This window comes from Pseudodesulfovibrio profundus, from assembly GCF_900217235.1.
Classification (GTDB): Bacteria; Desulfobacterota; Desulfovibrionia; order Desulfovibrionales; family Desulfovibrionaceae; genus Pseudodesulfovibrio; species Pseudodesulfovibrio profundus.
Genome location: NZ_LT907975.1, coordinates 817,880 through 844,133, shown reverse-complemented (window position 1 = coordinate 844,133; position 26,254 = coordinate 817,880). Strand labels below are relative to the sequence as shown.

Below are 26,254 nucleotides of genomic sequence, written 5' to 3'. Positions count from 1 at the left end.
AAACTCCTATAGTTCTTGTTGTACTGCTTTGGGCAGTGAGTTGGCTATGTCTAATGCCAGATTGCCTCTGGCTGGAAAATTCTTCTTTAGCAAACGGCCTGTGGCTCCGTGCCAGTAGACGCCAATGCAGGCAGCATCCCGGGGAGTGTGTCCCTGTGCCAACATGGTTCCTATAACACCCGCCAGTACATCTCCAGAGCCTCCGACTGAGAGGTTGGGCTCGCTGAATGGGCTGAGACAGGTCACATCTTGATCGGTAACAATGGTCCCGGCTCCCTTGAGAATCAAGACTGATTTGCATGCCGTAACAAATTGTTGCGCCACGTTCAGCCGATTTCTCTGGATTTCCTCAGTCGTCGAGTTGATAAGTTTCGCCATCTCACCAGGATGTGGAGTGAGTATGGTGTCGTTTCTCAGTTCAGATAGCAACTGCGGATGTTGAGCCAAGGCGTATAATCCATCTGCATCAATAATTGTTCGCGCTGGACACTTTGCAACAAAAGACTTGAGGAAATCAACTGTTTTCCTTGCTCTGCCAAGACCCGGGCCTATGACGACAGAGTCGTATTCAGGGACTTTTTCGAGCAGGATTTCCGCCATGGAAACTTCCCATTCTGATCCACTCCCAAGAGGAAAAGTCATGATATCCGGCGAGTTGGCCTTTACTGATTCACATACTCCCATAGGGCATGTCACCGTGACGAGGCCTGCACCACTCCGTAACGCCCCAATAGCTGTCAGGTGGGGAGCACCGGTTAGCCCCTCGGAGCCTCCGATAACAAGTACTTTGCCTGCCGTTCCTTTATGCATATCCTGTTGAGGAGTGCGCACAGATTGCAACGCATGATCGGATATCAAATAGTGGCGTGTTGAGTGTTTACTCTGTATTTGCTTGGGAATGCCTATGTTGCAAGTGTGGAGGCAACCGACATGCTTCGTTGCTGATGGGAGGCACAATCCCAGCTTTGGCGCCTGGAAGGTCGCCGTAGCATTGGCGTAAACAGCTTCAGGCTGGGCTACCCCATTTAAGCCGTTGAGGCCGGATGGGATGTCTATCGCCAGCACAAAGCTTCTCCTTCCTAATCGATTGATCTCCCTTACGATAGAAAGTGTGGATTCGCGCAGTGTGTCTTTGAAACCAGTTCCGAGTAGGCCATCTATGATGATATCGGGCTGGGGAAGGGGAGCTTGGATGCTGGGCAGGTGAACCATCGAAATGGATAGCTTTTGTGCCCATTTGAGATTGGTGCGCGCATCTCCACGGTATTGCTTTTTCGGTTTTGTGTGAAATACCGAGACCTCAGCCCCAAGATCAATCAGTATGCGGGCCATGGCGAAAGCATCGCCACCGTTATTGCCCGACCCGGCAAAACAGAAGACTTTTTTCCCAGAGACCGAACCATATTCAGAAAGCAGAACATGGACAGCCTCTCGACTTGCGCTTTCCATGAGCGTCAAGCCGGGAATTCCGATGTCACGAATGGTCCTGTTGTCCCATTCTGCCATTTCAGCCGGGGTGGGCAAAGGTTTCAGCATGTTACTCTCTCATGAACTACGATTGTGTTCCTTCCAATATGACTGTGGCGGCTGCCATGTCGCGAGAATGCGTTATGGTGAGATGCACGTTAGTCACTCCCATTGAGCGACACTTGTTCAGCCCTGCCCCAAGGAAGGTGAGGTAGGGTTTTCCGTTGGAAGAATGGAGAATCTCTACACATTTGAAGTGAATGCCTTCTGCAAAACCTGTCCCCAGTGCCTTTACAGCAGCCTCTTTTGAAGCGAACAGGGCTGCCAGCCGGGGGACCGGATGTTTGGGCAATTCAGCTATCTCTTTGTCCGTCAGAATCTTTTGAGCGAATTTTTCGCCGTAAGTATCCCAATTGGACTGAATTCGGGGAATCTCTGTAATGTCCATCCCCAGACCGATAATCATGGCTCTCCTTAGTCAGAGAAGGTTCGAATTGTCTCAACCATATCACGAACGGCTCTATCGAGTCCGACATAGATGGCCTTGGCCATAATTGCATGCCCGATGGAGTACTCTTTGATGCCGGGGACATCTTTAAAAGCCAGAATGTTTCTGTAGTTGAGGCCATGTCCGAGGTTTACTTTAAGCCCTATGCCCTGAGCAAGTTTGATTCCCTGGATGATCTTTTCGAGTTCTGCATTTCGGGCATTTATTTCTTTTGCATCGGCAAAATGGCCCGTGTGGATTTCAATGTATTCTGTACCGATGGCTCGTGCTGATTCGATTTGCTTGGGGTCGGCGTCGATGAAGAGGCTCGAACGAATGCCTTTTTCATGCAGTGGAGCCAGATAGTCGGAGAGTTCTTGTTCACGACCGATGCAGTTGAGACCGCCTTCAGTGGTGAGCTCTTCACGTTTCTCAGGAACCAGACATACGAACTCCGGGTCAGTTTTTAGCGCGATACCCTGCATTTCTTTGGTTGCAGCCATTTCCAGATGCAAACGGGTGTTGCAGGTCTGCTTGATGAGTTCTACGTCCCTGTCCTGAATATGACGGCGATCTTCCCGAAGGTGAACGATAATGCCTGTGGCGCCAGCAAGCTCGGCCATGTAGGCGGCAGTAACAGGTTCTGGTTCTATTCCCATACGAGCTTGTCTGAGTGTAGCAACATGATCGACATTAACAGAAAGTACCGGCATATATTCCTCCGAGATACGTATTAGATTGATATCCGTATTGGTTAAGCCTTCTTGATGCGCTTGGCAACCGTCTAGAATCAGGCTTGTGACTCTTTATCTATTTTTACTTCGAGTTGACACGAAAAGCGAACACAATGTATCCGCATGACCTGATTGAGTACAAAACCTCTATTTCGGAGAAAGACATATGAATGTTTGTATAGTTGGCACTGGGTATGTGGGATTGGTTTCTGCTGCCTGCTTTGCCGAGATGGGAAATAATATTTTTTGTGTGGATGTGAATCCGAAGGTTGTTGAAACTCTCGAAGCCGGCAAAGTGCACATCTATGAGCCGGGTCTGGAAGACCTGGTAAAGCGTAATACGGCGCAGGGACGTTTGAATTTCACCACGAGCCTTGAAGAAGGAATGGCGGATTGCCAGGTCATTTTCATCACCGTGGGAACGCCTAGCCTGCCTGATGGACGCTGCGATCTCAAATATGTTGATGCAGTTGCTCGAGAAATCGGCCAGAAGATGACTGGACCGAAAATCGTCGTTGATAAATCCACAGTCCCTGTCGGTACGGCTGATCGTGTCCGTGGTATTATCAACGAAGAGTTGGAAAAGCGCGGAGAATCAATACCTTTCGATGTAGTTTCCAATCCTGAGTTCCTGAAAGAAGGTGACGCGGTCAATGACTTCATGAAGCCTGACCGGGTTGTCGTTGGAACTGAGAATGCCGAATCCGCAGCCGTTTTGCAGCAGTTGTACGGTCCCTTTGCTCGCAGCCGTGAGAAGCTGATCGTTATGGGAGTGCGTTCTGCAGAGATGACCAAGTATGCCGCCAACTGCATGCTTGCCACCAAGATTTCTTTCATCAACGAAGTGGCCAATATTTGTGAACGCGTCGGAGCGAATGTCACCGAGGTTCGCGCTGGAATCGGCTCTGATAGCCGAATTGGCTACAGCTTTATTTATCCCGGTGTTGGTTATGGTGGTTCTTGTTTTCCCAAGGATGTCAAAGCACTCATCGATACGGCGAAGGATTACGGCTACGAAGCTCGTCTTATTCAGTCCGTGGACAGCGTCAACAACGCCCAAAAGCATGTACTCGCTGATAAGATCAAAGAATACTTCGAGCCTCAGGGTGGGGTGAAGGGACGCACCTTGGCATTGTGGGGAATTGCTTTTAAGGCCAACACTGATGATATTCGTGAGGCATCTGCTACGGAAATCATTAAAGATCTGACAGCGCTTGGAATGAAAGTACGCGCTTACGACCCTGTGGCCAACGAAAGGGCTCGCGAAGAAATCGGAGACATTGAGGGATTGGAGATCATTGACGATCAGAATGCGGTGCTCGAAGACGCCGATGCCCTGGCCGTTGTGACCGATTGGAATCAGTTCCGTGATCCCGATTTTGATAACATCAAGCGTCAATTGAAAGCGCCCATCGTTTTCGACGGTCGCAACCTTTATCAGCCTGAACGTATGGGAGAAGCCGGTTTTGCTTACTTCAGCATCGGTCGACAGCCTGTAAAGTAAATGTACTGAGCCGTCCTGAAATAGGTTGACGGTTTTTGAAGGTTTCAATCAGGCTGTGGGGCTAGCCCCACAGCCTGATTCGTGTACATCGTTTGGCGTTCTCATTCCTAGGCTGAGATGTGGCCGTTGTGAATTGTATATCTCAACGGATTCCCTCACCAGGGTATTGAGCTCTGCAAAGTCGTTGCATTTGGTGACCATGAACTCTTGCTTCAGAATTCCATTCATCCGTTCCGCCAAGGCATTTTGATAGCAGTCATAGCCATCTGTCATGGAAGGAACCATGCCGGATTCCTGGAGTTTTCTCTGGTAGACCGAAGAAGCGTATTGGAGTCCTCGATCTGAATGGTGAATTGTATTCACCCTCCTTCGCTTGTTTTCAACTGCCGCGTCCAGCGCTTTGGTTGTGCTTTCCGCACTGAGATCCCGGCTCACGTTGTATCCCATTATCTTCCGGCTGAATGCATCTGTCACCAGCGACAGATAGCATGTTTGCTCACGTGTATTCACGTAGGTAATGTCGCTTACGAACACCTGCTCAGGACATCTCGGTTGAACATCTTTCAACAAGTTGGGATGCTTTTTTAGCCAATGCTTCGAGTTGGTTGTCTTTGTATAGTTTTTCCGTCGCTTGATGAGCATATGCTCTCGCCGCAGCAGGGAAAACAACCCATCACGTCCGAGCCTGATTCCCTTTGCGGAAAATGCGTCCTTCAACAGGTGGTACAGCTTTCGAGTCCCAAGGCGGGGCATCCTGGTCCGCACGTTCAGGACCATGGCCTTTGCCTCCTGATACATGGCTTCCCGTGCATCATGGCGCTTTTCAGCCTGATACACGGACTGCCGACTGACCCCGAGCTGCCTGCAACAAGCAGACAAGCTTATTTGTCTTTCTCTCTGAAGACTTCGTGCAGCTCGGGGGTAAGCTTTTTTCTTATAGAAGTCCCAAACTCGCGGTCGGAAATCTCAATCATTTTATTGAGAAGCGCGGTCTTGATCTTTTCTTCCTCAAGCTCTTTCTCCAGCCGTTTGATCTTCTGGACCGGTGTTTCTCTGGCTTTTGGGTCTTTTCGGGAATGTACCATGGACTTGCTCCAATCAAGGGTGCCGTGCTTCCTGAGCCACTTCAGCACAGTGCTTCGCCCTTGAATACCATAAAGAGCCTGAGCCTGCTTGTACGTCATCTCGCCCTTTTCCACCTGTGCCACAACCGACAATTTAAAGGCCATCGTGTAATCGCGTTGGGTGCGTCTAACTCGCTGTTTGGATTTGTCTTCCATAAATAGGTCCTCTGGGTGTCAACCTATTTCAGGACGGGACATACCTACAAAAAAAGCCCCCGCTCATATGAGCGGGGGCTTTTTTTGTGTGATTTGGTAAGAGCTAGAATTGCCCTTTGTAGCAGGTTCGGTATTGTAACTCTTGCAGGATGACGCGTTCATATTCCGGGTTGTATTCCAGGTCCAACTGCTCATCCTGATCCAGCAATTTGGCAAGCTGCTGGGTTTCTTCCCAAAAGTCCAAAAGCTCTTCGTCCGCCAGGTTTTTGACCTGTTCTTCGATAGAGGCATGATCGGTGAAGGAAGCGTATTGACCCATATGGTGCGGTCCATCCTTTTTTGTAAAAATTCAAAGAAAATCAGGCGTGTACGCCATTTGTGGTGCCTAAGTTATTCCTTTATCTCCTGTGCGTCAACTCCCTATCGACAACATTGTGTGAGAAGCCATTCAACAGATATGTTTTATTGGAAAAAAAAATGACTGCTTTGCATGGGCGATGGGTATTTCATGCAGCTTCATGGGGACTGAGTGTGTTCCGGGTTTTTAATTGACAAAGATGAGTGTGGTTGACACATTGATGGCGTTGAAATTCGGGATGTTTTTGATAACGTCTGCAAGAGGTGTTCATGAGCGTTGAATACGATGATGCTGTTGATGCTGAAGAGGTAGAGGCGGATCAGAATTTGATCCAGCTGGTAACTTTCAGCATTGGCGAAGAAGAATTTGGTGTAAATATCCTTCAGGTGCAGGAGATTATCCGCACCATGGAAATTACCAATGTCCCGCGTGCGCCGGAATTTGTCGAAGGCGTGATTAATCTGCGAGGCAAGGTGATTCCTATTGTTGACATGCGCAGCCGGTTCGGACTTGAATCGAAAGAGCACGATAAATACACACGTATCATAGTTGTTGAAATCGGCATGATCATTGTTGGATTTGTCGTTGATTCTGTCTCCGAAGTGCTCCGTATTCCTGCCAGTTCCGTACAGCCTCCGCCGCCGGTCGTTGCTGGTATGGATTCCGACTATATTGACGGTGTCGGTAAACTTGAAGACAGACTCCTTATCTTGCTTGATCTCGATTCCCTCATCGATAACGAGGAAATGGAAGCGTTAGGCGCGGTGTAGCCGAAAGGTATTTATAGGTGACAATCCGCCTTTCTCCCGTTAGGGAGGAGGCGGTTTTCTTATTGTATATCCAAACCCGGCCCAGTTCCGGTGCTAATCCATGACGACAAAGCTTCCCCCAGCAATTAACGATTTTATCACAGGATCCAGCGATGTGGTCCGGGTCTTCAAAAGTGGGCCTGCAACCCAAGCGTTTCTTGGAACCTACCTCCTTTCCAAAGGGAAGAGTCCCGTCATTGTCTTGCCTGGAGCGGCTGAATTCAAACAGATGCAAGCACTGCTGGCACTGTTTTCCGGTTCAGATCAATCTTTGTCACCCGTATGGGAGCATGATTGGATTGCTTTCCCTCCCTACCTCGCCCAACAGCCCGACGCGGTTGCTTGGAGTCAGCGTTGGGCTGCGTTGTATGCTCTCCATTATGGTAAAAAGCCATGCGGACTGATTATGACTGTGGACAATCTGTTGCCGCACTGGCCTGCGGCGGAAGTCCTACAGGAAAACTGGGTGACCTTGAACAAGGGCGAGGAGATGTCGCCCGAGATTCTATTGGAGCAGTTGGTCTCGTGGGGCTATACACGGCGTAAGATTGTCACTGGTCCAGGTGATATGGCCATGCGTGGTGATATTCTCGATTTGCATGCCCCGGGTTATGACTTGCCATTGAGATTGGAGTTCTTTGGAGACTTCCTGGAAGAGATTCGGTTGTTCGATGGTGCGACTCAGCGATCGAAAGCTGACCTCGCAGAGGCGGTGCTTTTGCCAGTGGCGCCCGGGATCACCACTGACAGTTACACAGACCAAGCTCGGAGTGTTTGGAAGCGACTGAGAACGACTGGTGAAATGTCCGCTTCTGAAGAGCACGCGTTGACTGAGCGGCTCGAGTCCAATGATGGCTTTGTATGGCCGGGGATGTACTACGAGGAACCGGTAGGACTGGAGGCGCATTTCTTAAAAGACTCAGTGTTTTTGCTTTCATCAGGGAGCACGTTACGAGCTAGGTTGGAAGATCAGGATCAGGCCTGGCGGGACTACGTTGATGAGCAATACCGTCAGCACAGTGTGCGTTGGCCCTTGCGATTTTTTGGACGATCCCACGAGGGGGCTCGTCAGGTATGGCAGGGTTCCCGGCAAATAGTATTTGAAGAATTGACTATTGGTCGCGAGAAAAACGGTATTGATCTGGCTGAGTCCCCGTACAGCGACTTTACCGATTTATTCTGGAAACCCGAAGCCTCCAGACGTCCCTGGTCGGCTCTTATGGCTGGCATTAAAGAGTGGCACCGTACGCAATTTCAGACCATTTTGAGTTTCCGTTCTGAGCGTTCGCGTAAGAAATTTCTTAAACTGGCCGAGCAGGAACACCTGCCCATCTCCCTTGATTATTCGCCGCGAGCACAAGGCATCTTCGCGCTGGTTTCTCCATTGCGAAAAGGAATGGAGTTGGTCTGGAACCAAACCAGAATCTTGGGCGAGGAAGTTCTTCAGCCTGAGCCACCAAGAGCCCATGGTGGCCGAGACAAGGCGTTCAAGGGGCTGGAAAAGTATGATGATCTGAGTGAGGGAGACCTCCTCGTTCACAGAGATTACGGTCTTGCTCAGTTTGGTGGCCTACACAGCATGAAGCTGGGAGATGCTGCCAACGATTACCTGTTGTTGTTCTTTTCCGGTGATGACAAGCTGTATCTGCCGGTTGACCGTCTGAAACTTGTTCAGCGTTTCAAAGGGCCTGAAGGTGCCAAACAACCATCTTTGGATAAGCTGGGCGGCACAAGGTGGGCTAAAACCACCGCTCGTGTTCGTAAAGCCATTGAAAAGATCGCTCATGAACTTGTGGAAATGTACGCTTTCCGTCGTGTCGCAAAAGGGTTTCAATATGGGCCGCTGGATGAAATGTACGCCGACTTTGAAGCGACATTCGGTTTTGAAGAGACCCCGGATCAGGACAAAGCCGTAAAAGATGTATTTCGTGACATGGAAAAGCCTGAGCCCATGGACCGTCTTGTATGTGGTGATGTCGGATTTGGCAAAACTGAAGTTGCGTTGCGTGCGGCATTTCGGGCCGCACTTGAAGGGCTGCAAACAGCACTCTTGTGTCCGACAACGGTCTTGGCCGAGCAGCATTACCAGACATTCATGAAGCGAATGGAAGGCTTCCCTGTCAGGATAGGTCTTTTGAGTCGTTTCGTATCGAGGAAGCGTCAGAAAACAGTTCTCGAAGCTGCGAGCAGGGGGGAAATTGATATACTTATTGGTACCCACCGACTTCTCTCCAAAGATGTCGAGTTGCCGAATCTGGGATTGTTGATTCTGGACGAAGAACAGCGATTCGGGGTCAAGCATAAAGAAAAACTGAAGCAATTCAGAAACAATATTGACGTCTTGACGTTGACAGCCACCCCGATTCCGAGAACGTTGCAACTGTCTCTTTCCGGTATTCGTGGCCTTTCCGTCATTGAAACTCCGCCAGTGGACCGTAAGCCGGTAGAAACGGCTATCAGTGAACGTGACAAATTGGCTCTGCAGGGAATTCTTCGTCGAGAGCTTGATCGTGGTGGTCAGGTCTACTGGGTGTATAACCGTGTGAACGGGCTTGAGCGCGTGGCGGATTTTGTTCGCGAGTTGGCTCCTGACGCCAAAGTCGGGATGGCCCACGGTAAAATGACCGAAAAAGGACTTGAGGAAACCATGCGAGGCTTCTGGCATGGAGAAATCGATGTGCTGGTCTGTACGGCCATTGTCGAGTCCGGGCTTGATTTTCCCAATGCCAACACGCTTATAGTTGATCAGGCGCAGTTATTTGGCCTTGGGCAACTCTACCAATTACGTGGCCGAGTGGGACGTAGCGACAGGCAGGCGTATGCGTATTTTGTTGTTCCAAACGTGGAAGATCTTTCGGAAGTTGTCAGAAAACGCCTTCGCATAATATTGGATATGGATTACTTGGGCGCAGGGTTCAAGATTGCCATGGAAGACTTGCGTCTGCGCGGTGCGGGTAATATCCTTGGTGAAGCTCAGTCTGGTCAGATTGCCAAAATCGGCCTTGATCTATTTTTGGAAATGCTTGAGGAAGAGGTACGGCGTGTGCGAGGAGAGTCTTCGGCGCGAGTCTCGGAACCTGAACTCAACTTCATTTTTGAGGCTCATATTCCAAGCAGCTTCATTCCTGATGCTAAAGAAAGGCTCCGTTACTACAAGGCGTTGTCTGCGGCTGACGACGAATATTCCCTCAGAGAATTGGAGGCGGAGATCAAGGATCGCTTCGGTCACTTACCCGAGCCCGTTGAATCCTTCTTGGGAGTCCTTCGAATCAAGCAGGTTCTGTCGCACCTTCAAGCCGATAGGGCAGAATTGTACCCCGGTAGAATTGTTGTCTCCTGGGGGGACAATGCAGCCTCTACAGATCCACAGGTCCTTTTGAAATGGGTGGATGAACGCAACGACAGAGCCAAGTTGCTGCCTCCGGCCAAACTTGAACTTCGGTACAAAGTGACGGAGTCAATGCGAGTTGCACTTGAAGATGCCGCCCTTGAATTGGAATTGTTGCAGGAGACTCCTGCCGAAGCGGTGAAACAATAATAGTATAGTAGTGAGTCAGAATATGGTGCGGAACATACTTATAGTGGCTGCATTCGTCTTGTTGTTCGGATGTGCCAATGATGCCGATGATATGGGGATTATTGCCAGAGTGAATGGCGATCCCATCTACCTTTCATTGCTTGAGTTTCAGCATGATCAGTTCCAGTCGGATGTGGCCGGTGCATACGTGCCGAGCGTACAGAAACTAAAAGATGAGTATGGCGAAATATTAAGCGACCTGATCGTACATGAACTAGTAGTTCAGGAGTTGGCGCATCGGGATCTGCCTGTTTCGGACCATGAACTGTTGAAAGCTGAAGAGCAGGTTCGAGCCGATTACCCGGAAGGGGCTTTCGATCAGATGCTTGTCGAAGAATATATTGATTTGAAGGCCTGGCGATTGCAGCTTCGCAACCATCTGGCCATGAAAAAATTCTACCAGCAGGTACTTCGTCCTCAAATTAAAATTGATTACAAGGAAGCAGAGCAGTACTACCGAAACCATATTTCCGATTTCTACCTGCCTGAAACCTTACGTATTCTTGTGGTTCGTGGCCCCAGCCGGGGCATTGTCGGCAAAGCTGTAGACAAGTACATGAAGGAGCGCGATTACGTCAGCCTGGAAACAGCGTTTGGTGAAGTGGAAACCCGTGAGGTGGTTATCCATGAAGGGCGACTTTCTGCGGCGTGGAAAAACGCTATATCGGGTCTGGATGTCGGTGAATCGAGTGGGATCTTGACCGATCGTTTCGGGTTCGAGTCCCTGGTGTTGCTCGAACGCAGTCCTGCCAAGGTGCTTGAGCCTGCACAGGCCTATCCATTAGTTGAAAAAGCATTGTTGGAAAAGAAATTGCGGACGGCCTTCCAGAACTGGCTTGATGGTGCAGTCCAAACTGCCAACATTACTGTGAGCAGCCATTTGCTCCCGGATAATGATAAGCTGGAAGATGTGCCTGCAGCAGAAGAGCAGGTCCAGCCTATGGACATGAATGACATAGAGAAAGAGTTGGAAGGCGTCAGTTCTGAAAATGAAGGCTAAATGGGCCATTCCGTTGCATACTTTTCATAAACAGACTAAGATTCGTCAAAAATAATGAGAGCCCCCTTTGGCGGGGAGCTAAGGAGCTGTACGTGGTTCGTTTTTTAGCAATATGGTTTGTTCTGCTGGTTTTCCCTCTGGGGGCAACGGCAAGTGATGCAGTTTATGATCGTATCCTCGTAAAAATTAACGAGGATATAATTACACAATATGATCTTGATGAAGCGATGCAGCCGGTGCTGAAACAAATTGGTGATCGAGAGTTGAGTGCCGCTCAACAGGAACAGGTTGCCGTTTTACGCAAGCAGGCTTTGGAAAAACTCGTTAACGATACGTTGATAGCCCAGGAGATTGAACGATACGGCATTGAGATTTCCAGTGATGCCATCGATAAGGAGATCGAAGCGCTCAAAAGAAACGAAGGGTTAAGCGACGACGAGTTTCTGGAAGTTGTTAAAAGTGACGGGATGACAATTGAAGAGTTTCGTGACCAGTTGAAATCAATTATCGAAAAGCGTGAACTGCTTGGTTATGCCGTGCATAGCAAGGTATTGGTCACTGACACTGAGATCAAGGAAGAATACGAAGCCCGGCGTTCTGCTTATTCCATGGGCAAGATTGTTGAACTTGGAATAATCATGCTTCCGCCTGATGTTGCTGCTCAAGAGGTAAAAAAGCGTATTGAAGACGGTGAATTGACTTTTACAGAAGCTGTTGCAAAATATAGTATTGGCCCGGCCAAGGATTCGGGCGGATCAATCGGAGAAGTCGCTTGGGCGGATCTTGCCGATGATTGGCGCGACTCAATCAACGGCGTTGAAGAAGGGGAAGTTGGCGAACCGCTTACTGTCCGGGGTAACGAATCCTTGTTGTCTCCGATCAAGATCATTGAAGATCAAATGATCCCCCTTGAGGATGTTCGCGACGATATCTTTGAAGATTTGATGGATGAGAAACGGGAAACTGTTTTTAAAGATTATTTTGATAAATTAAAACAACGATCTGTCATTGTTTATATGGATTAAAACAAATTGACATCAACGGAGATCGATATGGATTTTCAGGAGCTCGGGTTAACGCTGAAGCGTGAACGGGAAAATAAAGGGCTGACAATTGAAATGGTCATGGAAGCGACTAAAATCAGTCGCTCCAATATTGTGGCCATGGAAAACGGCGATCGTGCCTCATTGCCTCATCCTGTCTACGCCAAAGGGTTCGTCAAAAGTTATGCACGGTACCTGGGGATGGACGCTGAAGAGCTTTCCCTGGTTGTCGATCAGGAATATCAGGATCAGGCCAATGGACCGGAAGAGCATATTTACGAGGTTTCTCCGGCCGCAGAAAAGGCTTTTCAGGATGGCGGGGAGATGGATTCCAAGCGGAAGTCCAAGTGGCCTACGCTCCTCATCCTGGTTTTGTTGCTGATCGGTGCTGCTATTTTTTTCTTCAATATGAATGGAATGGATGAGCAACAGGATCAGACTCCCGAAGTGAGCATGGAGCAACAAAACGAAAATGTTGCTCCGCAGATGGAGCAACCTGAGCCTGTGGCGCCGGCAGAGGAAATTGCTTCGGAAGAAGTTGTTTCCGATGAAGAGTTTGGTGTTGATGCGTCGGCAGAAGCTGATGTCACCCCTAATGCGTCTGATGAACAGGCTGTAGTTGAGGATGAAGAGCAGGTGGTAGCCGCGACTGAACCTGACCGGTCTGCAGTTGAGGTACAGGAGGATGCTGCGCCTGCTCAGACTGCAGCAACGCCTGCTGAACCTGCGCAGAGAGAGGTCGTGGAAGCTGAAGATCCCAAGTATGCCCATGTGTTGGTTGTCCAGGCTACCACGGATAAAGGTTGCTGGGTTGGCGTGTGGAAGGGAGATGAAGCACGTATGTCTCGCGACTTTGTTTTGCAGAAGGGCGAACCTCTTCGGTTGATGTTCAATACCCCCAGACGCATCCGTATTGGTAATGTTGCCGGAGTCACGGTTACATACAACGGTGCACCATACGAACTCAATAAGTCTAAAAGCAACATCCAGACGTTACGATTTGGACAATAGATATCTTTTCGACCTGCGCATTGGGAGTTGGGCATGAATGCCACTGAAAGAGCGTTGGTTCTGAAGATTGGTCGTTTTCGCGAAGCTGATGTTTGGGTCCGTATGCTGACGCCCAATCGTGGCGTTTTCAATGCATTTGCTTTTGGTGGTAGCAGGAGCCGCCGCCGTTTTGTTGGGTGTCTCGACCCTCTATCTCACGTTTTGTTCACTTTAGGGACCAGCAGGCGCGGTGATTACACTGTGCTGGAAGAAGGCTCTCTGCTGAACAACTTCTCTGAAATTCGGAAGGATTCTGTAAGAACCGGTATTGCTGTCAATTGCATGCGGTTTGTTGAGGCTGTTGAGGTTAACCCTGACGACGCCGGTATAGCGTATGATCTGCTTCTTGAAACGTTGACCATGCTCGATGAGAGTCAGGCCAATCCGGAATTTGTACCGTGGTTGTTCAGGGCGAAGTATGCGTTCGAGTCAGGCTTCACTCCCGACTTTATGGCATGTGGTGCCTGTGGGAAGCCTGTGGGGATGGAAAGTGGGTACAAGTTTGGCATTGAAAGGGGTATGATTGCCTGTCCGACTTGTCTTTCAGCCGGGAAACCGTTAGATGGACTTGCTCGACCAATTTCTACAGGCGCTCTTCGTGCTCTCGACTGGATTCAGCAAAGCACTCCATCAGACTGGGCTACTACAGTCATGGATAGTGAAGTTCGGCGCCAGTGCAGTCAGTTGGTTGAACTGTTTGTAGCCTATCACCTGGGGCTCTCCTGGGATAATGGTATGTATAAAAAGGTATAGTTGGAGAATCTGATGAATTTTCAGGATGTTATATTAAATCTTCAAAATTTTTGGGCCAATTACGGATGTGCCGTTGTTCAGCCGATGGATATCGAGTGTGGAGCAGGTACGTTCAATCCGTCCACTTTCTTTCGCGTAATAGGGCCTGAGCCCTGGAAAACCGCCTATGTGGAACCTTCCCGCCGTCCTACTGATGGTCGGTATGGTGAAAATCCCAACAGGCTGCAGCATTACTATCAGTTTCAGGTAATTTTGAAACCCTCGCCTGATAATGTTCAGGAGCTATACCTCGAGAGTCTTGCGACGCTTGGCATTGATGCCAAGGCGCACGATATTCGCTTTGTTGAGGATGATTGGGAATCTCCGACTCTTGGTGCATGGGGACTTGGTTGGGAAGTGTGGCTCAACGGCATGGAAGTCACTCAGTTCACCTATTTTCAACAGGTGGGCGGTATTGATCTGAAGCCGGTTTCCGTTGAGTTGACATATGGACTTGAGCGTATCTGCATGTACCTTCAGGAAAAAGAATCCGTTTATGATCTGATGTGGAATGACGAGATCACATACGGGCATGTTTTTCACCAAAATGAAGTTGAGATGTCCAAGTACAACTTTGAGTTGTCCAACCCAGAGATGCTCTTTGACCTTTTCAACAAGTTTGAAGCGGAGTGCTTGAACTTGTGTGAAGAGGGGCTGCCTTGGCCTGCATACGATTGTTGTCTCAAGTGTTCCCATTCTTTCAACATGCTTGATGCTCGGGGAGCTATTTCCATTACGGAACGTGCTTCATACATCGGCCGGGTGCGAAATCTGGCTTCCAAGATAGCTCGCCTCTACGCAGATCAGCGTGAGGAAATGGGTTATCCCATGTTGAAGAAATAGTGATATAAATCAGTAGATCAGGAAAGAGAAATATCATGGCCGAATTCGTACTTGAGATCGGAACCGAGGAAATGCCAGCTCGTTTCGTTCCGAAACTGGCAGCAGAACTCAAAGGGGCTTTTACCAAGCTGCTTGATGATGCGATGTTGGAGAACGACGGGGTAGAGACTTATGCTACGCCAAGAAGAATCACCGCTCATATTCCCGCATTAGCGGATAGCCAGCGCAAGGAAGAAGAAACCGTTACCGGGCCTCCTGTGCGGATTGCTTACGATGAGGATGGCAATCTGACTAAAGCTGGTGCAGGCTTTGCCAAAACGCAGGGTGTTGAGGAAAGCGCATTGTTCTCCATGGACACGGGCAAAGGTGAGTACCTTGCTGCAAAAAAGGTTGTCGGTGGTGGGAGCGCTTCGGATATTTTGCCAGAGCTTTGTATCAAGGCAATAGAGTCACTGTCCTTCCCGAAGAAAATGCGTTGGGGTGGATATAACTTCGCTTTCGGACGCCCTGTCCGTTGGCTTCTCGCGCTTCTGGATGAGAACGTTGTAGACTTCACCATTGAAAATCTGCAGTCAGGCCGTTCCACTCGTGGGCATCGTGTAATGGGGCATGGTCCATTTTCCATCGAAAATGCCGCTTCCTACTTCGCTGTGGTTAAAAATGACTGTAAGGTCATCATTGATCCTGAAGAGCGTAAACGGATGATTTTGGAAGATGGAAACCGTCAGGCTGAAGCTCTGGGTGGCGAAGTTGTCTGGAATGACGCTTTGCTTGACGAGGTCGCTAACCTCGTTGAGTATCCTCGGCCTTTGATCGGTGACATTGATGAATTATATTTGGAGCTGCCTCGTGAGGTTTTGTTGACCTCCATGCAGTCGCACCAGAAATCCTTTGGAGTCCAGGGTGCCGATGGAAAGCTGTTGGCACACTTCCTGACCACACTTAACCTTGATCCCACTGATGTACAGTTGGTGAAAAAAGGGTGGGAACGTGTCCTTAAGGCGCGCCTTGAAGATGCTCGTTTCTTCTGGGAAGCTGACTGCAAAGTTGATTTGAATACATGGATCAAAAAGCTTGAGAACGTCGTATTTCTGGGGCCGCTTGGCTCTGTTGGCGACAAGGCTCGTCGTATCGAGGTGCTGTGTACAGAGTTGGCCGAGCGCATTGCCGACAAAAAGAAGATTCTCCCTGGAGAAGTTCAGAAGTATGCAGAGGCCGGTCGATTGGCAAAAGCTGATCTCGTTTCCGAGATGGTCATTGAGTTCGATTCCTTGCAGGGTAAAATGGGTGGTATTTATGCGGCTCGGGCTGGCAAGGGTGAGATAGTTTCCCAAGGCATATATGAACAGTATCTGCCTGCTGGACCCGAAACTCCTGTGCCATCAAGTCTGTCTGGTGCCTTGGTCTCCATGGCTGACAAGGCTGATACACTTGCCGGTTGTTTCGGCCTGGGTAAAAAGCCCACTGGAGCAAATGATCCGTTTGCCCTTCGTCGTTGCGCCCTGGGCATTGCCAGGATCATTATGGAGCATGAGCTTGATATCAACCTCAAAGACTTCCTCGCTGCTGCACAGAATGCATACAGCAAGGATATCAAGTGGAAGGTTGCTCAGGACGAGTCTCTGGAAAACCTCCTCGAATTCTTTGCTCAGCGCCTGAGGGCATTGTTCATTGGGCAAGGATTTGATACTCGAGCTGTTGATGCCGCCATTGGCGCAGGATATGACAATGTCCGTACCTTAAAGGCTCGCCTTGAGGCATTGAGTGCATTCACGAAGGAAGATGACTTTGAACAGGCCGTCCTTACCTTCAAGCGTGCAGCCAATATCATTCGCAAGCAGGGTGCTGAAGCTGGTCAGACCTTGACCGGAGCATATGATCCGGAGCTGTTCCAGGATGAAGCTGAAACTGCTTTTGGTACAAAGTTGGAGACTGTAGCTCCGCACTTTGATGAATTATGGGAAAAAGACGACTTTGCCGGATTGCTTGGTTTGCTTCGCGAGCTGCGTCCGTCTGTAGATGCGTTTTTTGATAATGTTATGGTCATGTGCGATGACAGTGATGTTCGATTCAACCGACTGAACCTCTTGAAGGCTTTGGTCGATCGATTGGGCAGACTTGCTGACTTTAACGCACTGCAAGTCTAAAAAGGCTTGACATCAGGGGGAGAGTCCGTATAAAAGGCCCTCCCTTTGGGGAATAAATGCAATCAATAGCTTTTTAATGCGATAATAAATTGATCAGGAGAAATTACCTTGGCTAATCACAAATCCGCCTTGAAAAGGCACCGTCAGAGCTTGAAGCGTCGTGCACGTAACCGTATTTCCAAGACCCGTATCAAGAACAGCGTGAAGGCTGTTCGTGCTGCTATCGAGGAAAAAGATCTCGCAAAGGCAAATGAGGCCCTTGTTGAGGCTACCTCTGTTCTTGATAAAGCTGCTCGCAAGAATGTTATCCACGCCTCTCAGGCCAAGCGTCGCATTTCTCGCTTGCAGACCGCTGTCAACAAGATTGAAGCGTAGTTAGCTGCAGCTGATTTAGCTACCAATGTAGCCCGCCACACATTTGTGTGGCGGGCTTTTTGCGTTGGGGGATTGCGCATAGTGTCAGAGTGTTAGCAAGAATTAAGTCTTTATGAGCATAATGGTATCGTGTTAGAGAGTCGAAATTGTTTTCGTAATTCCAAAGGAGTAAAAAATGAAAAAAGTTCTCTGTTTTGCGATGGCATTCATGCTGCTGACAAGCATGGCATATGCCTCAGATGCCCCTTGTAAGGCGACGTATGGAAGTAGCGACACCGTCTATAAAGTAGCGACTGGTAGCCCCGGCGAGCTCGGTCTGCTTGAAGTGCTGGCTGAAGCATTTAATGCTGAGCATGGTGTGACTATGTGTTGGGTAAAGGCTGGTTCAGGAAAATCTTTGAAGCTCCTCAAGGCCGGTAAAGTGGACGCATGCATGGTGCATGCTCCGGCAGCTGAAAAGCAGGCTATGAAGGACGGCTGGGCTGTTGGCAGAACACTGATTGGTTCAAATGAGTTTTATATTGTTGGCCCTGCAAATGATCCGGCTGGAATTGCGAATGCTTCCAGTGTTGCTGAAGCCTATGGCAAAATTGCAAAAGCCAAAGCAACCTTCCTGTCCCGTGGCGACAATTCCGGAACACACAAAAAAGAGTTGGCAATCTGGAAAAAAGCGGGTGTCTCTCCGAGTGGTGACTGGTATGTCATTACCAAGGATTTCATGATGACTACGCTTAAGCAGGCTAATGATGTAAAGGGTTACTTCATGACGGACAGCTCCACCTGGGTTGCCGGTATGAAGAATATGGACAATTTGAAGGTGTTGTTCCGTGGCGATCCGATGCTGATCAATACCTATCATGCCCTGGCAATGCCTGAAGGAGCCCCCAAACACGAGCTGGCCGTGAAGTTTATTGAGTTCCTTGGCTCCGAGAAGGGACAGTCGATTATCAGAGACTATGGCAAAGATATGTATGGTGAAGCCATGTATAATGACGCCGAATACGCCAAGCAATATGACCACTAAAAACTAGTAGAGCTTTACGCAGTGAGGGGAATAGTCAGACGACTGTTCCCCTCTTTTGTTATCGACCTTCATTTGCAAGTGTCTCTAGTCTGTTTCGATCAATTATCGTGATTTCCTTACCATCGATTTCAATAATTTCATCTTCAGTAAGACGTTTGAATATGCGTGATAAAGTCTCTTGAATTGTTCCGAGATAAAACGCGATTTGTCCCTTGGGTAAATCAAGTTTGAATGTATCCGAATCCTGTGACGAGCGAAGTAACAGTAAATACGATGCTACACGTGAAGGGGCTTCTTTGAGGCTCAGCTCATCAATTTTATTGACGAGGATTCTAAGGCGTTGGGAAAGCATTGCCATCATTTTCATGGCAAGGTCCGGGTCATCCTTGATCATTTTTTCAAAATCATTTCGTGGGAAGAACAATGCTTTGCACTTCTCGATAGCCTGTCCGTGAGCTGGAAAAGTTCCTCCCTCAAAAACCGGAACCTCCCCAAATGCTTCACCGGGACCAAAGATATGCAGAATCTGCTCTTTGCCAGAAGGGGAGGTGCGAAAAATCTTAACTCGTCCGGTTATGGGCGCAAAAAAACCATGTGCATGGACATCGGCTTCAAAAAGAAGTTCACCCTTGTTGAAAGTTTTTATGTGAGAAATTTCTGCAAGCTTTTTAAATTTTTCATTGGGCAAGCCTTCGAAAAAATTTATCATTTTTACTGCTGATAGTTTATCCATAGCAAAAAAATACTCCTGTATAGTGGAATTCTTCGCTTAAGTTGACCTAAGTCATGGGTATCGTCAAAAAAAAAGTCCATTCTTTGCTCACGGAGACACGGAAATGAATCGAATACTACTATCCATACCCATCCTCGCTTTGATCCTTTTGGGCGCACATGAGTTGCGACAGGGGGACTACGGACTTGCTGCTTCTTTAATTCTATTTCCAACGCTGTTTGTAACACAGCAGTCCTGGCTTCGATTGGCGACTATCGCTGTTTTGGTTTGGGGAGGACTTGAGTGGGCGCAGACAACCGTCAGTTTCATCAGCTTCCGTCAGGCGATGGGTGCTCCTTGGACTCGGTTGGCTACAATCATGGGTGGAGTCATTCTGTTTAATTGTCTTGGGTTGTGGGTGCTGCTGACTAATACGTGCCGCTCTTTCTTCTTGAAAGACTCTGATCAGGGCACTACACGAGCTGCCATGTTTATTTTGACGGTGGTCGGCCTTGCTGCTGCACGTGCTAATGTCTCTTTTCCCATTCTTTTAGCTGATCGGTACTTTATGGGGTGGGGCTGGCTGGAAATATTTTTGCTCGGATTTTATGCCCAGTGGATAGGTGGAAAGATGCTTTCTCCCAAAGGGCACAGAACGAATCGTCCTAGAATTTGGGGCCTGTTTTCAGCAGTGTTTTTCGGTCAATTGGTTTTGGGGCTTATTGGAATGGAGCGTATGTTGATGACTGGAACGCTCCACCTGCCAGTCCCGGCTCTTATCGTCGCTGGCCCGTTGTTTCGCGGAGATGGTTTTTTCATGATCATACTGTTTACAGTCACTGTTCTGCTTGTGGGACCGGCTTGGTGCAGCCATTTGTGTTACATTGGTGCATGGGATGATGCCATGAGTCGAGTGGGGCAACGTCCTGCTCCCTCCAAGCGGATTCGCCGGTATAGCATTTGGGGGCGCTTGGGGACCTTGATTCTAGTGGTCGTTATGGCAGTTGTTTTGAGGCTTTTCGGAGTTTCTGGAGTCAATGCAGTTTTGATTGCAGCAGTTTTTGGTGCAGTTGGATTAGCGGTCATGCTGGTTATATCCCGCAAGGCTGGATTGATGGTACATTGCACGACCTATTGTCCGATGGGCATTGTTGCAAACGTGCTGAGCAAGGTTACTCCATGGCGGATACGAATAGGTGACGGCTGTACTCAGTGCGGAGCATGTTTGACCCGTTGCCGCTATAATGCATTGGACGAAGAGAGCCTTGGCAGAGGCAAACCGGCTATTTCCTGCACCATGTGCGGAGATTGTGTATCGGCATGTCGGCACAGTCAGATTTCATATAATTTTCCGGGCTTGGATGCGGGAAAGGCTCGCACCTTGTTCATAACCCTGATTGTAAGTCTCCATGCCATTTTCCTTGGTGTGGCAAGAATTTAATATACGAAAATAAAATGAGGTAGTTATCATGATTAGCAAGAGAAAAATGATCACCATTGATGAAGAGCTTTGTAACGGTTGTGGCGAATGTGTTCCTGCATGCGAAGAAGGGGCTCTTGCCATTGTTGACGGCAAGGCCAAGCTCGTGAAGGAAATCTATTGTGACGGCCTTGGCGCCTGTCTCGGAGATTGCCCGACCGGCGCTTTGAAGGTGGAAGTCCGTGAAGCTGAAGACTTTGATCCTAATGCTGTTGCAGAACACCTCAAGGCGCAGGGACGGTCTGTGCCTGATCATATGCCCAGCCCTGAAAGCCTTCGTATTAATGAACAAGCTCCTGGTGGTCCTCGCCCAATGGGTGGATGCCCAGGATCTGCTGTACAGTCTCTTTCTCCGTGCGGACAGGCAAACATTCCAACGCAAAATACAGGAGGAGCTTCCGCTCTTACCCATTGGCCTGTCCAGTTGCGTTTGGTTCCGCCCACAGCGCCTTTCTTGAAGGGAGCCGACCTGTTGCTGACCGCCGACTGCGTTCCGGTCGCCATGCCTTCCTATCATAGCGAGTTCCTGAATGGGCGCGTGGTGGTCATGGGGTGTCCCAAGTTTGACAACCAGATGGAGTATGTTGAGAAGCTGGCTGCTATTCTGAGCGAAAGCAAGTTGAACTCCATCACTGTCATGGAGATGGAGGTTCCTTGTTGTGCCTCCATGAGCGCAATCCTTGCTGAGGCTGTGAAACGTTCCGGGAAGCAAGTTGATACCAATCGAGTGACGGTATCACGTACAGGACAAGTCATAGCTGATGTTAAGCTGCAATTTTAAGCCAAGGAGATAAATATGAAGAAGATAGAATTATTCAATGAACATGGATTTAAGGATTTGACCTTTTCCAATTATCTGGTTCATGAGTCTGAGTTTATGAAGGTAATCAATTTCAACTTCAAGGCTGGACAACAACTCCCGGTTCATTCCCATGATCTTGAGGGAGAGTTGACATTGACCATCCTTGAAGGTGAAGGAGAGTTCCTTGGCGAGAATGGCGCTACGATTCCAGCACATACTGGTGATGTCCTGGTTTCGGAAATCGCCGAGCCTCATGGAGTCAGGGCAATCACTGATATGCGTGTGCTGGTCACTATTGCTCCTCCTATCTAAATCGCAAACTCATTATTGGAACAGATAAACATGAGCACTGATAAACTAATCGCCTCATTACCCGCGGGAGCTTGTCGCTCCCGCGGAGAGGGCATTTATTCGATAATGGCTCGCACACCTCTTGGCGATGTTTCAGCGGAAAAACTCAATATCATCAATTCGGTAGTGCAGGATTTCCACTTGCCGGGCGTTCGCGTCACTGGGCGTCAGCGAGTTCAATTGCTTGGTATCAAGGAAGAAGACCTCCAGGCAGTGGTGGAGCGCTTAGGTCAGGTTGGGGAAGTCTGCAAGTATTTTGTCCAAGCATGTGTGGGTAATACTGCATGCCGGTTTGGAATGCAGAATTCTCTGGCCATGGGCGCTGACTTGGAAGCTTTCCTCAATACAACTAACCTCCCTGCAAAACTGAAGAGCGGGGTCTCTGGCTGTTCCATGTCTTGTGCGGAAAGCTACGTACGTGACGTGGGAATGGTGGGTAAGAAAAGTGGTTGGACCATTTTATTTGGTGGCAATGCCGGTAAGCAGGTCCGAAAGGCTGATGTCCTGGCTGAGAGCGTATCTGCAGAAGAAGGGCTGAAAATAATCGGCAAAGCACTTGATTTTTACAGCGAAAACGCCAAGAAGAAGGAGCGCACGGCACGTTTTGTCGAGCGTGTCGGTTTTGAAGCGGTCAGAAAGGCCGTGTTCGACAGATAACTATCTTTTTCAGGAGTTTTCTCATGACGGCAAATGATACGCCCAAAGGGGCTATTCTTCAACGTGACAAGAAGACATATGCCATTGTTCCCCGCACACCGGTAGGCTTGGTAACCCCCGAAATACTGGAAGCACTGGCCAGGGTGGGAAAAAAATATGAAATTCCCATCATGAAGATCACATCTGGTCAGCGTATAGCTCTGGTCGGCCTGGAGCAGGATCAGGTTGATGCTGTATGGGAAGATCTGAAAATGGACGTTGGTCCGGCCGTCGGGCTCTGCGTTCACTATGTCCAAGCTTGTCCTGGCACGGAAGTGTGCAAGTTCGGCGTGAGAGATTCTCTTGGTCTGGGCATCGAGCTGGAGGAAATGTTCGTCGGCAAAGAGTTGCCTGCGAAAATGAAGGTCGGTGTTTCCGGTTGCCCAATGTGTTGTGCGGAGAGTTATGTGCGCGACATCGGCCTCATCGGTAAAAAGAAAGGGTGGACCGTTGTAGTGGGTGGAAATGCTTCCGGAAAACCTCGTATTGCTGATACGTTGGTGGAAAATATCACTCGATCTGAAGCTGTGGACGTTGTTGGACGTTTCATGGATTTCTACAGAGATAATGCGACAAAACGTAGTCGTTCTTCCATGCTTCTCAAGAAGGTCGGGATTGACGCAGTTAAAGCTGCCATTCTTTAGTCCTTTGTCCCATCAGAATCTTTGTGAGTGAATCTAGTTAAGGTTCACTCACATTTTGTTTTTCTTATAAAGAGGTTAGCCGTTTTTTTGCTGGTGTTGCGCATACAGTAAAAGACAGGTACAACCCTTGAGTTGTGCATTTCCCAATGCAAGGAGAAGAGCTTTGCGTATCATTATCATTGGTGCCGGTGAGGTTGGATATCATATCGCACGTCGTTTGGCAGTGGAGAACAAGGAAGTCGTCGTTATCGATACGAGTTCCGAAGCTCTACGCAAGCTTGCAGAAGCATCCGATGTTCAGACCATACGAGGGTCCGGCTCCAGTCCTAAAGTTTTGGAAGACGCAGGGATAGCTCGCGCAGATATTTTCCTGGCGGTGACTGATAGTGATGAGATAAATCTCATTGCCTGTTTTTTTGCCAATATGTTGGGTGGTGAGAAGGTTACCAAGCTGGCCCGTATTCGGGGCAGTATGTACACCAATTACAAGGGCCTGCTTATGGATAAGGGGGCAGGTATCACTAAAATCATCAACCCCGATGAAGAAGTCGTCAACTCGGTACTGCGGCTCATGAGTGTGCCCGGTGCAGTGGAAATCAACGAGTTTGCCGGTGGCAAGATTCGTCTTATCGGCATGAAACTGCCCGAGGATAGCCCTATCGTGGGAATGCAGCTGATGCATCTTCGGGACAGGATCGGCGAAGATTTGGGCCTTGTGATTGCGGCACTTGTTCGCGACGGAGAACTGATCATCCCCAGTGGTCTCGATGAGGTCAAAAAAGGGGACATCGTCTATTTTGTTTGTGACATCCGGGATCAGGATCAGATTGTTGAGCGATTGGGTATCGATACAGAGCCTGTTCGTGAGGTTATGATTATCGGTGGCGGTAATATTGGCTACAAACTCGCCAAAGCGCTCGATAACAAATTTTATCATACTCGTTTGTTGGAAAACAGGGAAAAGCGCTGTCGTTTTCTCTCCGAGCGCCTGGACAGACCTATTGTGCTGATGGGCGACTCCACGGATCAGGATATTCTGCGCGAAGAGAATATTCAGGATATGGATATGGTTATTGCCGTAACCGGGGACGAGGAAACAAATATTCTTACGTGTCTGCTTGCCAAAAGTCTGGGAGCAAAACGAACTGTCACCCGAGTGAATAACTTTGGTTATATGCCGCTCATTGAACCCATTGGTATTGATTATGTTGTGTGTCCGAGACAGTCTGCCATCAACTCCTTACTTCATTTCATTCGTCGTGGTCGAATTATCTCTTCGGTTAATATTCGAGGTGAAGAGGCCGAAGCGCTTGAAGTCATCGCTGTGGAAGGCTCTCCGATAGTTGGCAAAGAAGTTAAAGATATCAACTTCCCACGAGGTTGTCTGATCCTTTGTTTCCAGCGAGGGGATGAAGTTGTCATTCCCCGAGGCGATACCGTTATTGAACCGGAAGATAAGCTCATTATTATCTCGACACGACAGAATATTCCCAAGGTCGAAAAAGTGCTGACGACATCGGTGGAGTTTTTCTAAATGCGCTGGAAGTACGTGCTTCACGTCATAGGTGCTCTTGTTGCCTGCATCGGGTTGACCATGATTTTCCCGCTTGCATGGGGAGCATATTACGGAGATGGTTCTGCCAAGCCATTGTCGTATGCAATGTTTCTTACAGTTGTTTCCGGCGTTGTTTTGTTCTTTGCCTTCCGGGACCCGGAAGCATCCAAAGCCTCTTCCGTAATGACCCACCGGGAGGGGATGGCGATTGTCGCTCTGGGGTGGTTTGCCGCAGGTTTTTTTGGTGGATTACCGTTCTATCTGGCTGGAACATTCGAGTCTGTTGTCGATTGTGTTTTTGAGTCTCTTTCCGGCTTTTCCACCACTGGTGCATCGGTACTCAGCAACATTGAAGCTGTTCCAAGAGGAATCCTATTCTGGCGAAGCCTGACCCATTGGCTGGGAGGCATGGGTATTATTGTATTGTCTCTTGCCATACTGCCGTTTCTGGGCGTTGGAGGCATGCAGTTGTACAAGGCTGAGGTGCCGGGACCCGTCCCTGACAAGCTCAAGCCGCGCATCAAAGATACCGCCATGACACTTTGGAAAGTGTATGTCATGTTCAGTGTGCTGGAAACCATCCTGCTTATGTTTGGCGGCATGGATTTGTTCGATGCGCTCTGTCACACATTCGGAACCATGGCCACTGGCGGGTTCTCCACCATGAACAGTTCGGTGGCAGCGTTTGACAGCGCGTATATCGACTATGTCATCACGGCTTTCATGCTCATAGCCGGTATCAACTTCACATTGCACTATATGCTGCTGAAGGGGCGTTTCGATTCAATAATCAAGGACCCTGAATTTAGAGTCTTTGCTGGTATGGTTGTACTGGCAATAATTGTGATCACGGTTGCCGTCTACCAGGGGCAAAACTACGATAACGTCCCTGATGCGGTTCGGTATACTTCTTTTCAGGTCGCATCCATACTGACCACTACCGGATATGCAACCGCAGACTATGAAATGTGGCCTGGTATTGCTCAGGCAATATTGCTCTTTTTCATGTTTGTCGGTGGCTGTGCCGGGTCAACTGGTGGCGGAATGAAAGTCATGCGTATCATGCTCCTCGTAAAGCACTCATACAAAGAACTGTTTCGACTCATTCATCCCCGTTCTGTCAACCATGTCAAAATGGGAAAGACAGTTGTTCAGGATGATGTAATCAGTGGTGTTTGGGGCTTTTTCATTCTCTGGATCGGGTTGTTTGTACTGGCGGCTTTTATTGTGGCAGGAACCGGGGTGGACGTGGTTACATCCTTTGCCGCATCCCTTGCATGTATTGGTAATATCGGGCCGGGAATCGGCGGGGTAGGACCGACGGATAACTTTGCATGGCTTCCTGACACGGCTAAATGGGTTCTGACCTTTTGCATGGTACTTGGCCGCCTTGAAATCTATACTGTCATCATCCTTTTCGTTCCCGAGTTCTGGCGAAAGTAGTCATGAGCCACAGAACAGGTTAAGATCTCTTTTCACGGCTTACCAGTGAATGAGCGATTTACCGTTTTCTGTAGAATTTTG

At 48.9% G+C, this 26,254-nt stretch carries 24 protein-coding genes; 18 read left to right on the top strand and 6 right to left on the bottom strand.

Features of this window, described 5'->3' with window-relative positions; genetic code table 11:
- Window positions 1-6: 6 nt before the first annotated feature.
- From DPRO_RS04165 to DPRO_RS04155, 3 genes are read right to left on the bottom strand one after another with little or no spacing between them, the layout of a single operon-like run.
- On the bottom strand, window positions 7-1,536 hold the full coding sequence (locus DPRO_RS04165) for an NAD(P)H-hydrate dehydratase (RefSeq protein WP_097010931.1): 1,530 nt from the start codon (window positions 1,534-1,536) through the stop codon (window positions 7-9).
- A gap of 16 nt (window positions 1,537-1,552) precedes the next feature.
- Window positions 1,553-1,933 (bottom strand): holo-[acyl-carrier-protein] synthase, encoded by a 381-nt coding sequence (locus DPRO_RS04160; RefSeq protein ID WP_097010930.1) that lies wholly within the window; start codon window positions 1,931-1,933, stop codon window positions 1,553-1,555.
- Window positions 1,934-1,941: 8 nt separating this feature from the next.
- A complete protein-coding gene (locus tag DPRO_RS04155; protein WP_097010929.1) occupies window positions 1,942-2,667 on the bottom strand; it encodes a pyridoxine 5'-phosphate synthase in 726 nt (241 codons plus the stop codon).
- A gap of 187 nt (window positions 2,668-2,854) precedes the next feature.
- Here DPRO_RS04155 and DPRO_RS04150 point away from each other — a divergent pair, with 187 nt between their 5' ends.
- A complete protein-coding gene (locus tag DPRO_RS04150; RefSeq protein ID WP_097010928.1) occupies window positions 2,855-4,192 on the top strand; it encodes a UDP-glucose dehydrogenase family protein in 1,338 nt (445 codons plus the stop codon).
- 48 nt (window positions 4,193-4,240) lie between these two features.
- Here DPRO_RS04150 and DPRO_RS04145 read toward each other — a convergent pair.
- Both DPRO_RS04145 and DPRO_RS04140 read right to left on the bottom strand, forming a co-directional pair.
- A protein-coding gene (locus DPRO_RS04145) for an IS3 family transposase (protein WP_097010824.1) occupies window positions 4,241-5,472 on the bottom strand; the annotation gives its coding sequence in 2 pieces (ribosomal slippage) (window positions 4,241-5,118 and window positions 5,118-5,472; 1,233 coding nt in all).
- A gap of 103 nt (window positions 5,473-5,575) precedes the next feature.
- The gene (locus tag DPRO_RS04140; RefSeq protein ID WP_097010927.1) at window positions 5,576-5,791 is read right to left on the bottom strand and encodes a hypothetical protein; all 216 of its coding nucleotides are present in this window, start codon (window positions 5,789-5,791) and stop codon (window positions 5,576-5,578) included.
- Between the two features lie 308 nt (window positions 5,792-6,099).
- Between DPRO_RS04140 and DPRO_RS04135 the strand changes: the two genes are divergently transcribed.
- The 10 genes from DPRO_RS04135 to DPRO_RS04090 all read left to right on the top strand — a co-directional run bounded on the left by DPRO_RS04135 (window position 6,100) and on the right by DPRO_RS04090 (window position 18,490).
- The gene (locus DPRO_RS04135; protein WP_097010926.1) at window positions 6,100-6,600 is read left to right on the top strand and encodes a chemotaxis protein CheW; all 501 of its coding nucleotides are present in this window, start codon (window positions 6,100-6,102) and stop codon (window positions 6,598-6,600) included.
- A gap of 100 nt (window positions 6,601-6,700) precedes the next feature.
- Window positions 6,701-10,177, top strand: a complete 3,477-nt coding sequence (gene mfd / locus DPRO_RS04130) for a transcription-repair coupling factor (RefSeq protein ID WP_097010925.1) — start codon at window positions 6,701-6,703, stop codon at window positions 10,175-10,177.
- Window positions 10,178-10,187: 10 nt separating this feature from the next.
- Window positions 10,188-11,216, top strand: coding sequence for a peptidylprolyl isomerase (locus DPRO_RS04125; protein ID WP_232005700.1), 1,029 nt, complete (start codon window positions 10,188-10,190; stop codon window positions 11,214-11,216).
- Window positions 11,217-11,308: 92 nt separating this feature from the next.
- Entirely contained in the window at window positions 11,309-12,241 is a 933-nt protein-coding gene (locus tag DPRO_RS04120) for a SurA N-terminal domain-containing protein (protein ID WP_232005699.1), read from the top strand.
- A gap of 27 nt (window positions 12,242-12,268) precedes the next feature.
- Entirely contained in the window at window positions 12,269-13,270 is a 1,002-nt protein-coding gene (locus DPRO_RS04115; protein ID WP_097010922.1) for a helix-turn-helix domain-containing protein, read from the top strand.
- A gap of 33 nt (window positions 13,271-13,303) precedes the next feature.
- Window positions 13,304-14,062 (top strand): DNA repair protein RecO, encoded by a 759-nt coding sequence (gene recO, locus DPRO_RS04110; protein WP_097010921.1) that lies wholly within the window; start codon window positions 13,304-13,306, stop codon window positions 14,060-14,062.
- Window positions 14,063-14,074: 12 nt separating this feature from the next.
- A complete protein-coding gene (gene glyQ, locus DPRO_RS04105) occupies window positions 14,075-14,944 on the top strand; it encodes a glycine--tRNA ligase subunit alpha (RefSeq protein WP_097010920.1) in 870 nt (289 codons plus the stop codon).
- Window positions 14,945-14,979: 35 nt separating this feature from the next.
- Entirely contained in the window at window positions 14,980-17,091 is a 2,112-nt protein-coding gene (glyS, locus tag DPRO_RS04100; RefSeq protein WP_097010919.1) for a glycine--tRNA ligase subunit beta, read from the top strand.
- 108 nt (window positions 17,092-17,199) lie between these two features.
- Window positions 17,200-17,466: a 30S ribosomal protein S20 gene (rpsT, locus tag DPRO_RS04095; protein ID WP_097010918.1), complete on the top strand. Its 267-nt coding sequence runs from the start codon at window positions 17,200-17,202 to the stop codon at window positions 17,464-17,466.
- A 175-nt stretch (window positions 17,467-17,641) separates the two neighbouring features.
- Window positions 17,642-18,490 carry a substrate-binding domain-containing protein gene (locus DPRO_RS04090; RefSeq protein WP_097010917.1) on the top strand — a complete coding sequence of 283 codons (849 nt, stop codon included), beginning with the start codon at window positions 17,642-17,644 and terminating at the stop codon, window positions 18,488-18,490.
- Between the two features lie 58 nt (window positions 18,491-18,548).
- On the opposite strand, the gene DPRO_RS04085 is transcribed toward DPRO_RS04090, so the two are convergent.
- Complete coding sequence (locus DPRO_RS04085; RefSeq protein WP_097010916.1) at window positions 18,549-19,223, bottom strand: Crp/Fnr family transcriptional regulator; 675 nt, start codon at window positions 19,221-19,223, stop codon at window positions 18,549-18,551.
- A 103-nt stretch (window positions 19,224-19,326) separates the two neighbouring features.
- On the opposite strand from DPRO_RS04085, the gene DPRO_RS04080 reads away from it, so the two are divergent.
- From DPRO_RS04080 to DPRO_RS04050, 7 genes are all read left to right on the top strand, one after another.
- A complete protein-coding gene (locus DPRO_RS04080) occupies window positions 19,327-20,643 on the top strand; it encodes a 4Fe-4S binding protein (protein WP_097010915.1) in 1,317 nt (438 codons plus the stop codon).
- Between the two features lie 28 nt (window positions 20,644-20,671).
- Window positions 20,672-21,463 carry an ATP-binding protein gene (locus tag DPRO_RS04075; protein WP_097010914.1) on the top strand — a complete coding sequence of 264 codons (792 nt, stop codon included), beginning with the start codon at window positions 20,672-20,674 and terminating at the stop codon, window positions 21,461-21,463.
- Window positions 21,464-21,478: 15 nt separating this feature from the next.
- A complete protein-coding gene (locus tag DPRO_RS04070) occupies window positions 21,479-21,796 on the top strand; it encodes a cupin domain-containing protein (RefSeq protein ID WP_097010913.1) in 318 nt (105 codons plus the stop codon).
- A gap of 30 nt (window positions 21,797-21,826) precedes the next feature.
- Window positions 21,827-22,492: a nitrite/sulfite reductase domain-containing protein gene (locus DPRO_RS04065; RefSeq protein ID WP_097010912.1), complete on the top strand. Its 666-nt coding sequence runs from the start codon at window positions 21,827-21,829 to the stop codon at window positions 22,490-22,492.
- A gap of 23 nt (window positions 22,493-22,515) precedes the next feature.
- Window positions 22,516-23,175 (top strand): nitrite/sulfite reductase domain-containing protein, encoded by a 660-nt coding sequence (locus DPRO_RS04060; protein WP_097010911.1) that lies wholly within the window; start codon window positions 22,516-22,518, stop codon window positions 23,173-23,175.
- A gap of 163 nt (window positions 23,176-23,338) precedes the next feature.
- Window positions 23,339-24,709, top strand: coding sequence for a Trk system potassium transporter TrkA (gene trkA, locus DPRO_RS04055; protein ID WP_097010910.1), 1,371 nt, complete (start codon window positions 23,339-23,341; stop codon window positions 24,707-24,709).
- Window positions 24,710-26,173 (top strand): TrkH family potassium uptake protein, encoded by a 1,464-nt coding sequence (locus DPRO_RS04050; RefSeq protein ID WP_097010909.1) that lies wholly within the window; start codon window positions 24,710-24,712, stop codon window positions 26,171-26,173.
- Window positions 26,174-26,254 lie beyond the last annotated feature (81 nt).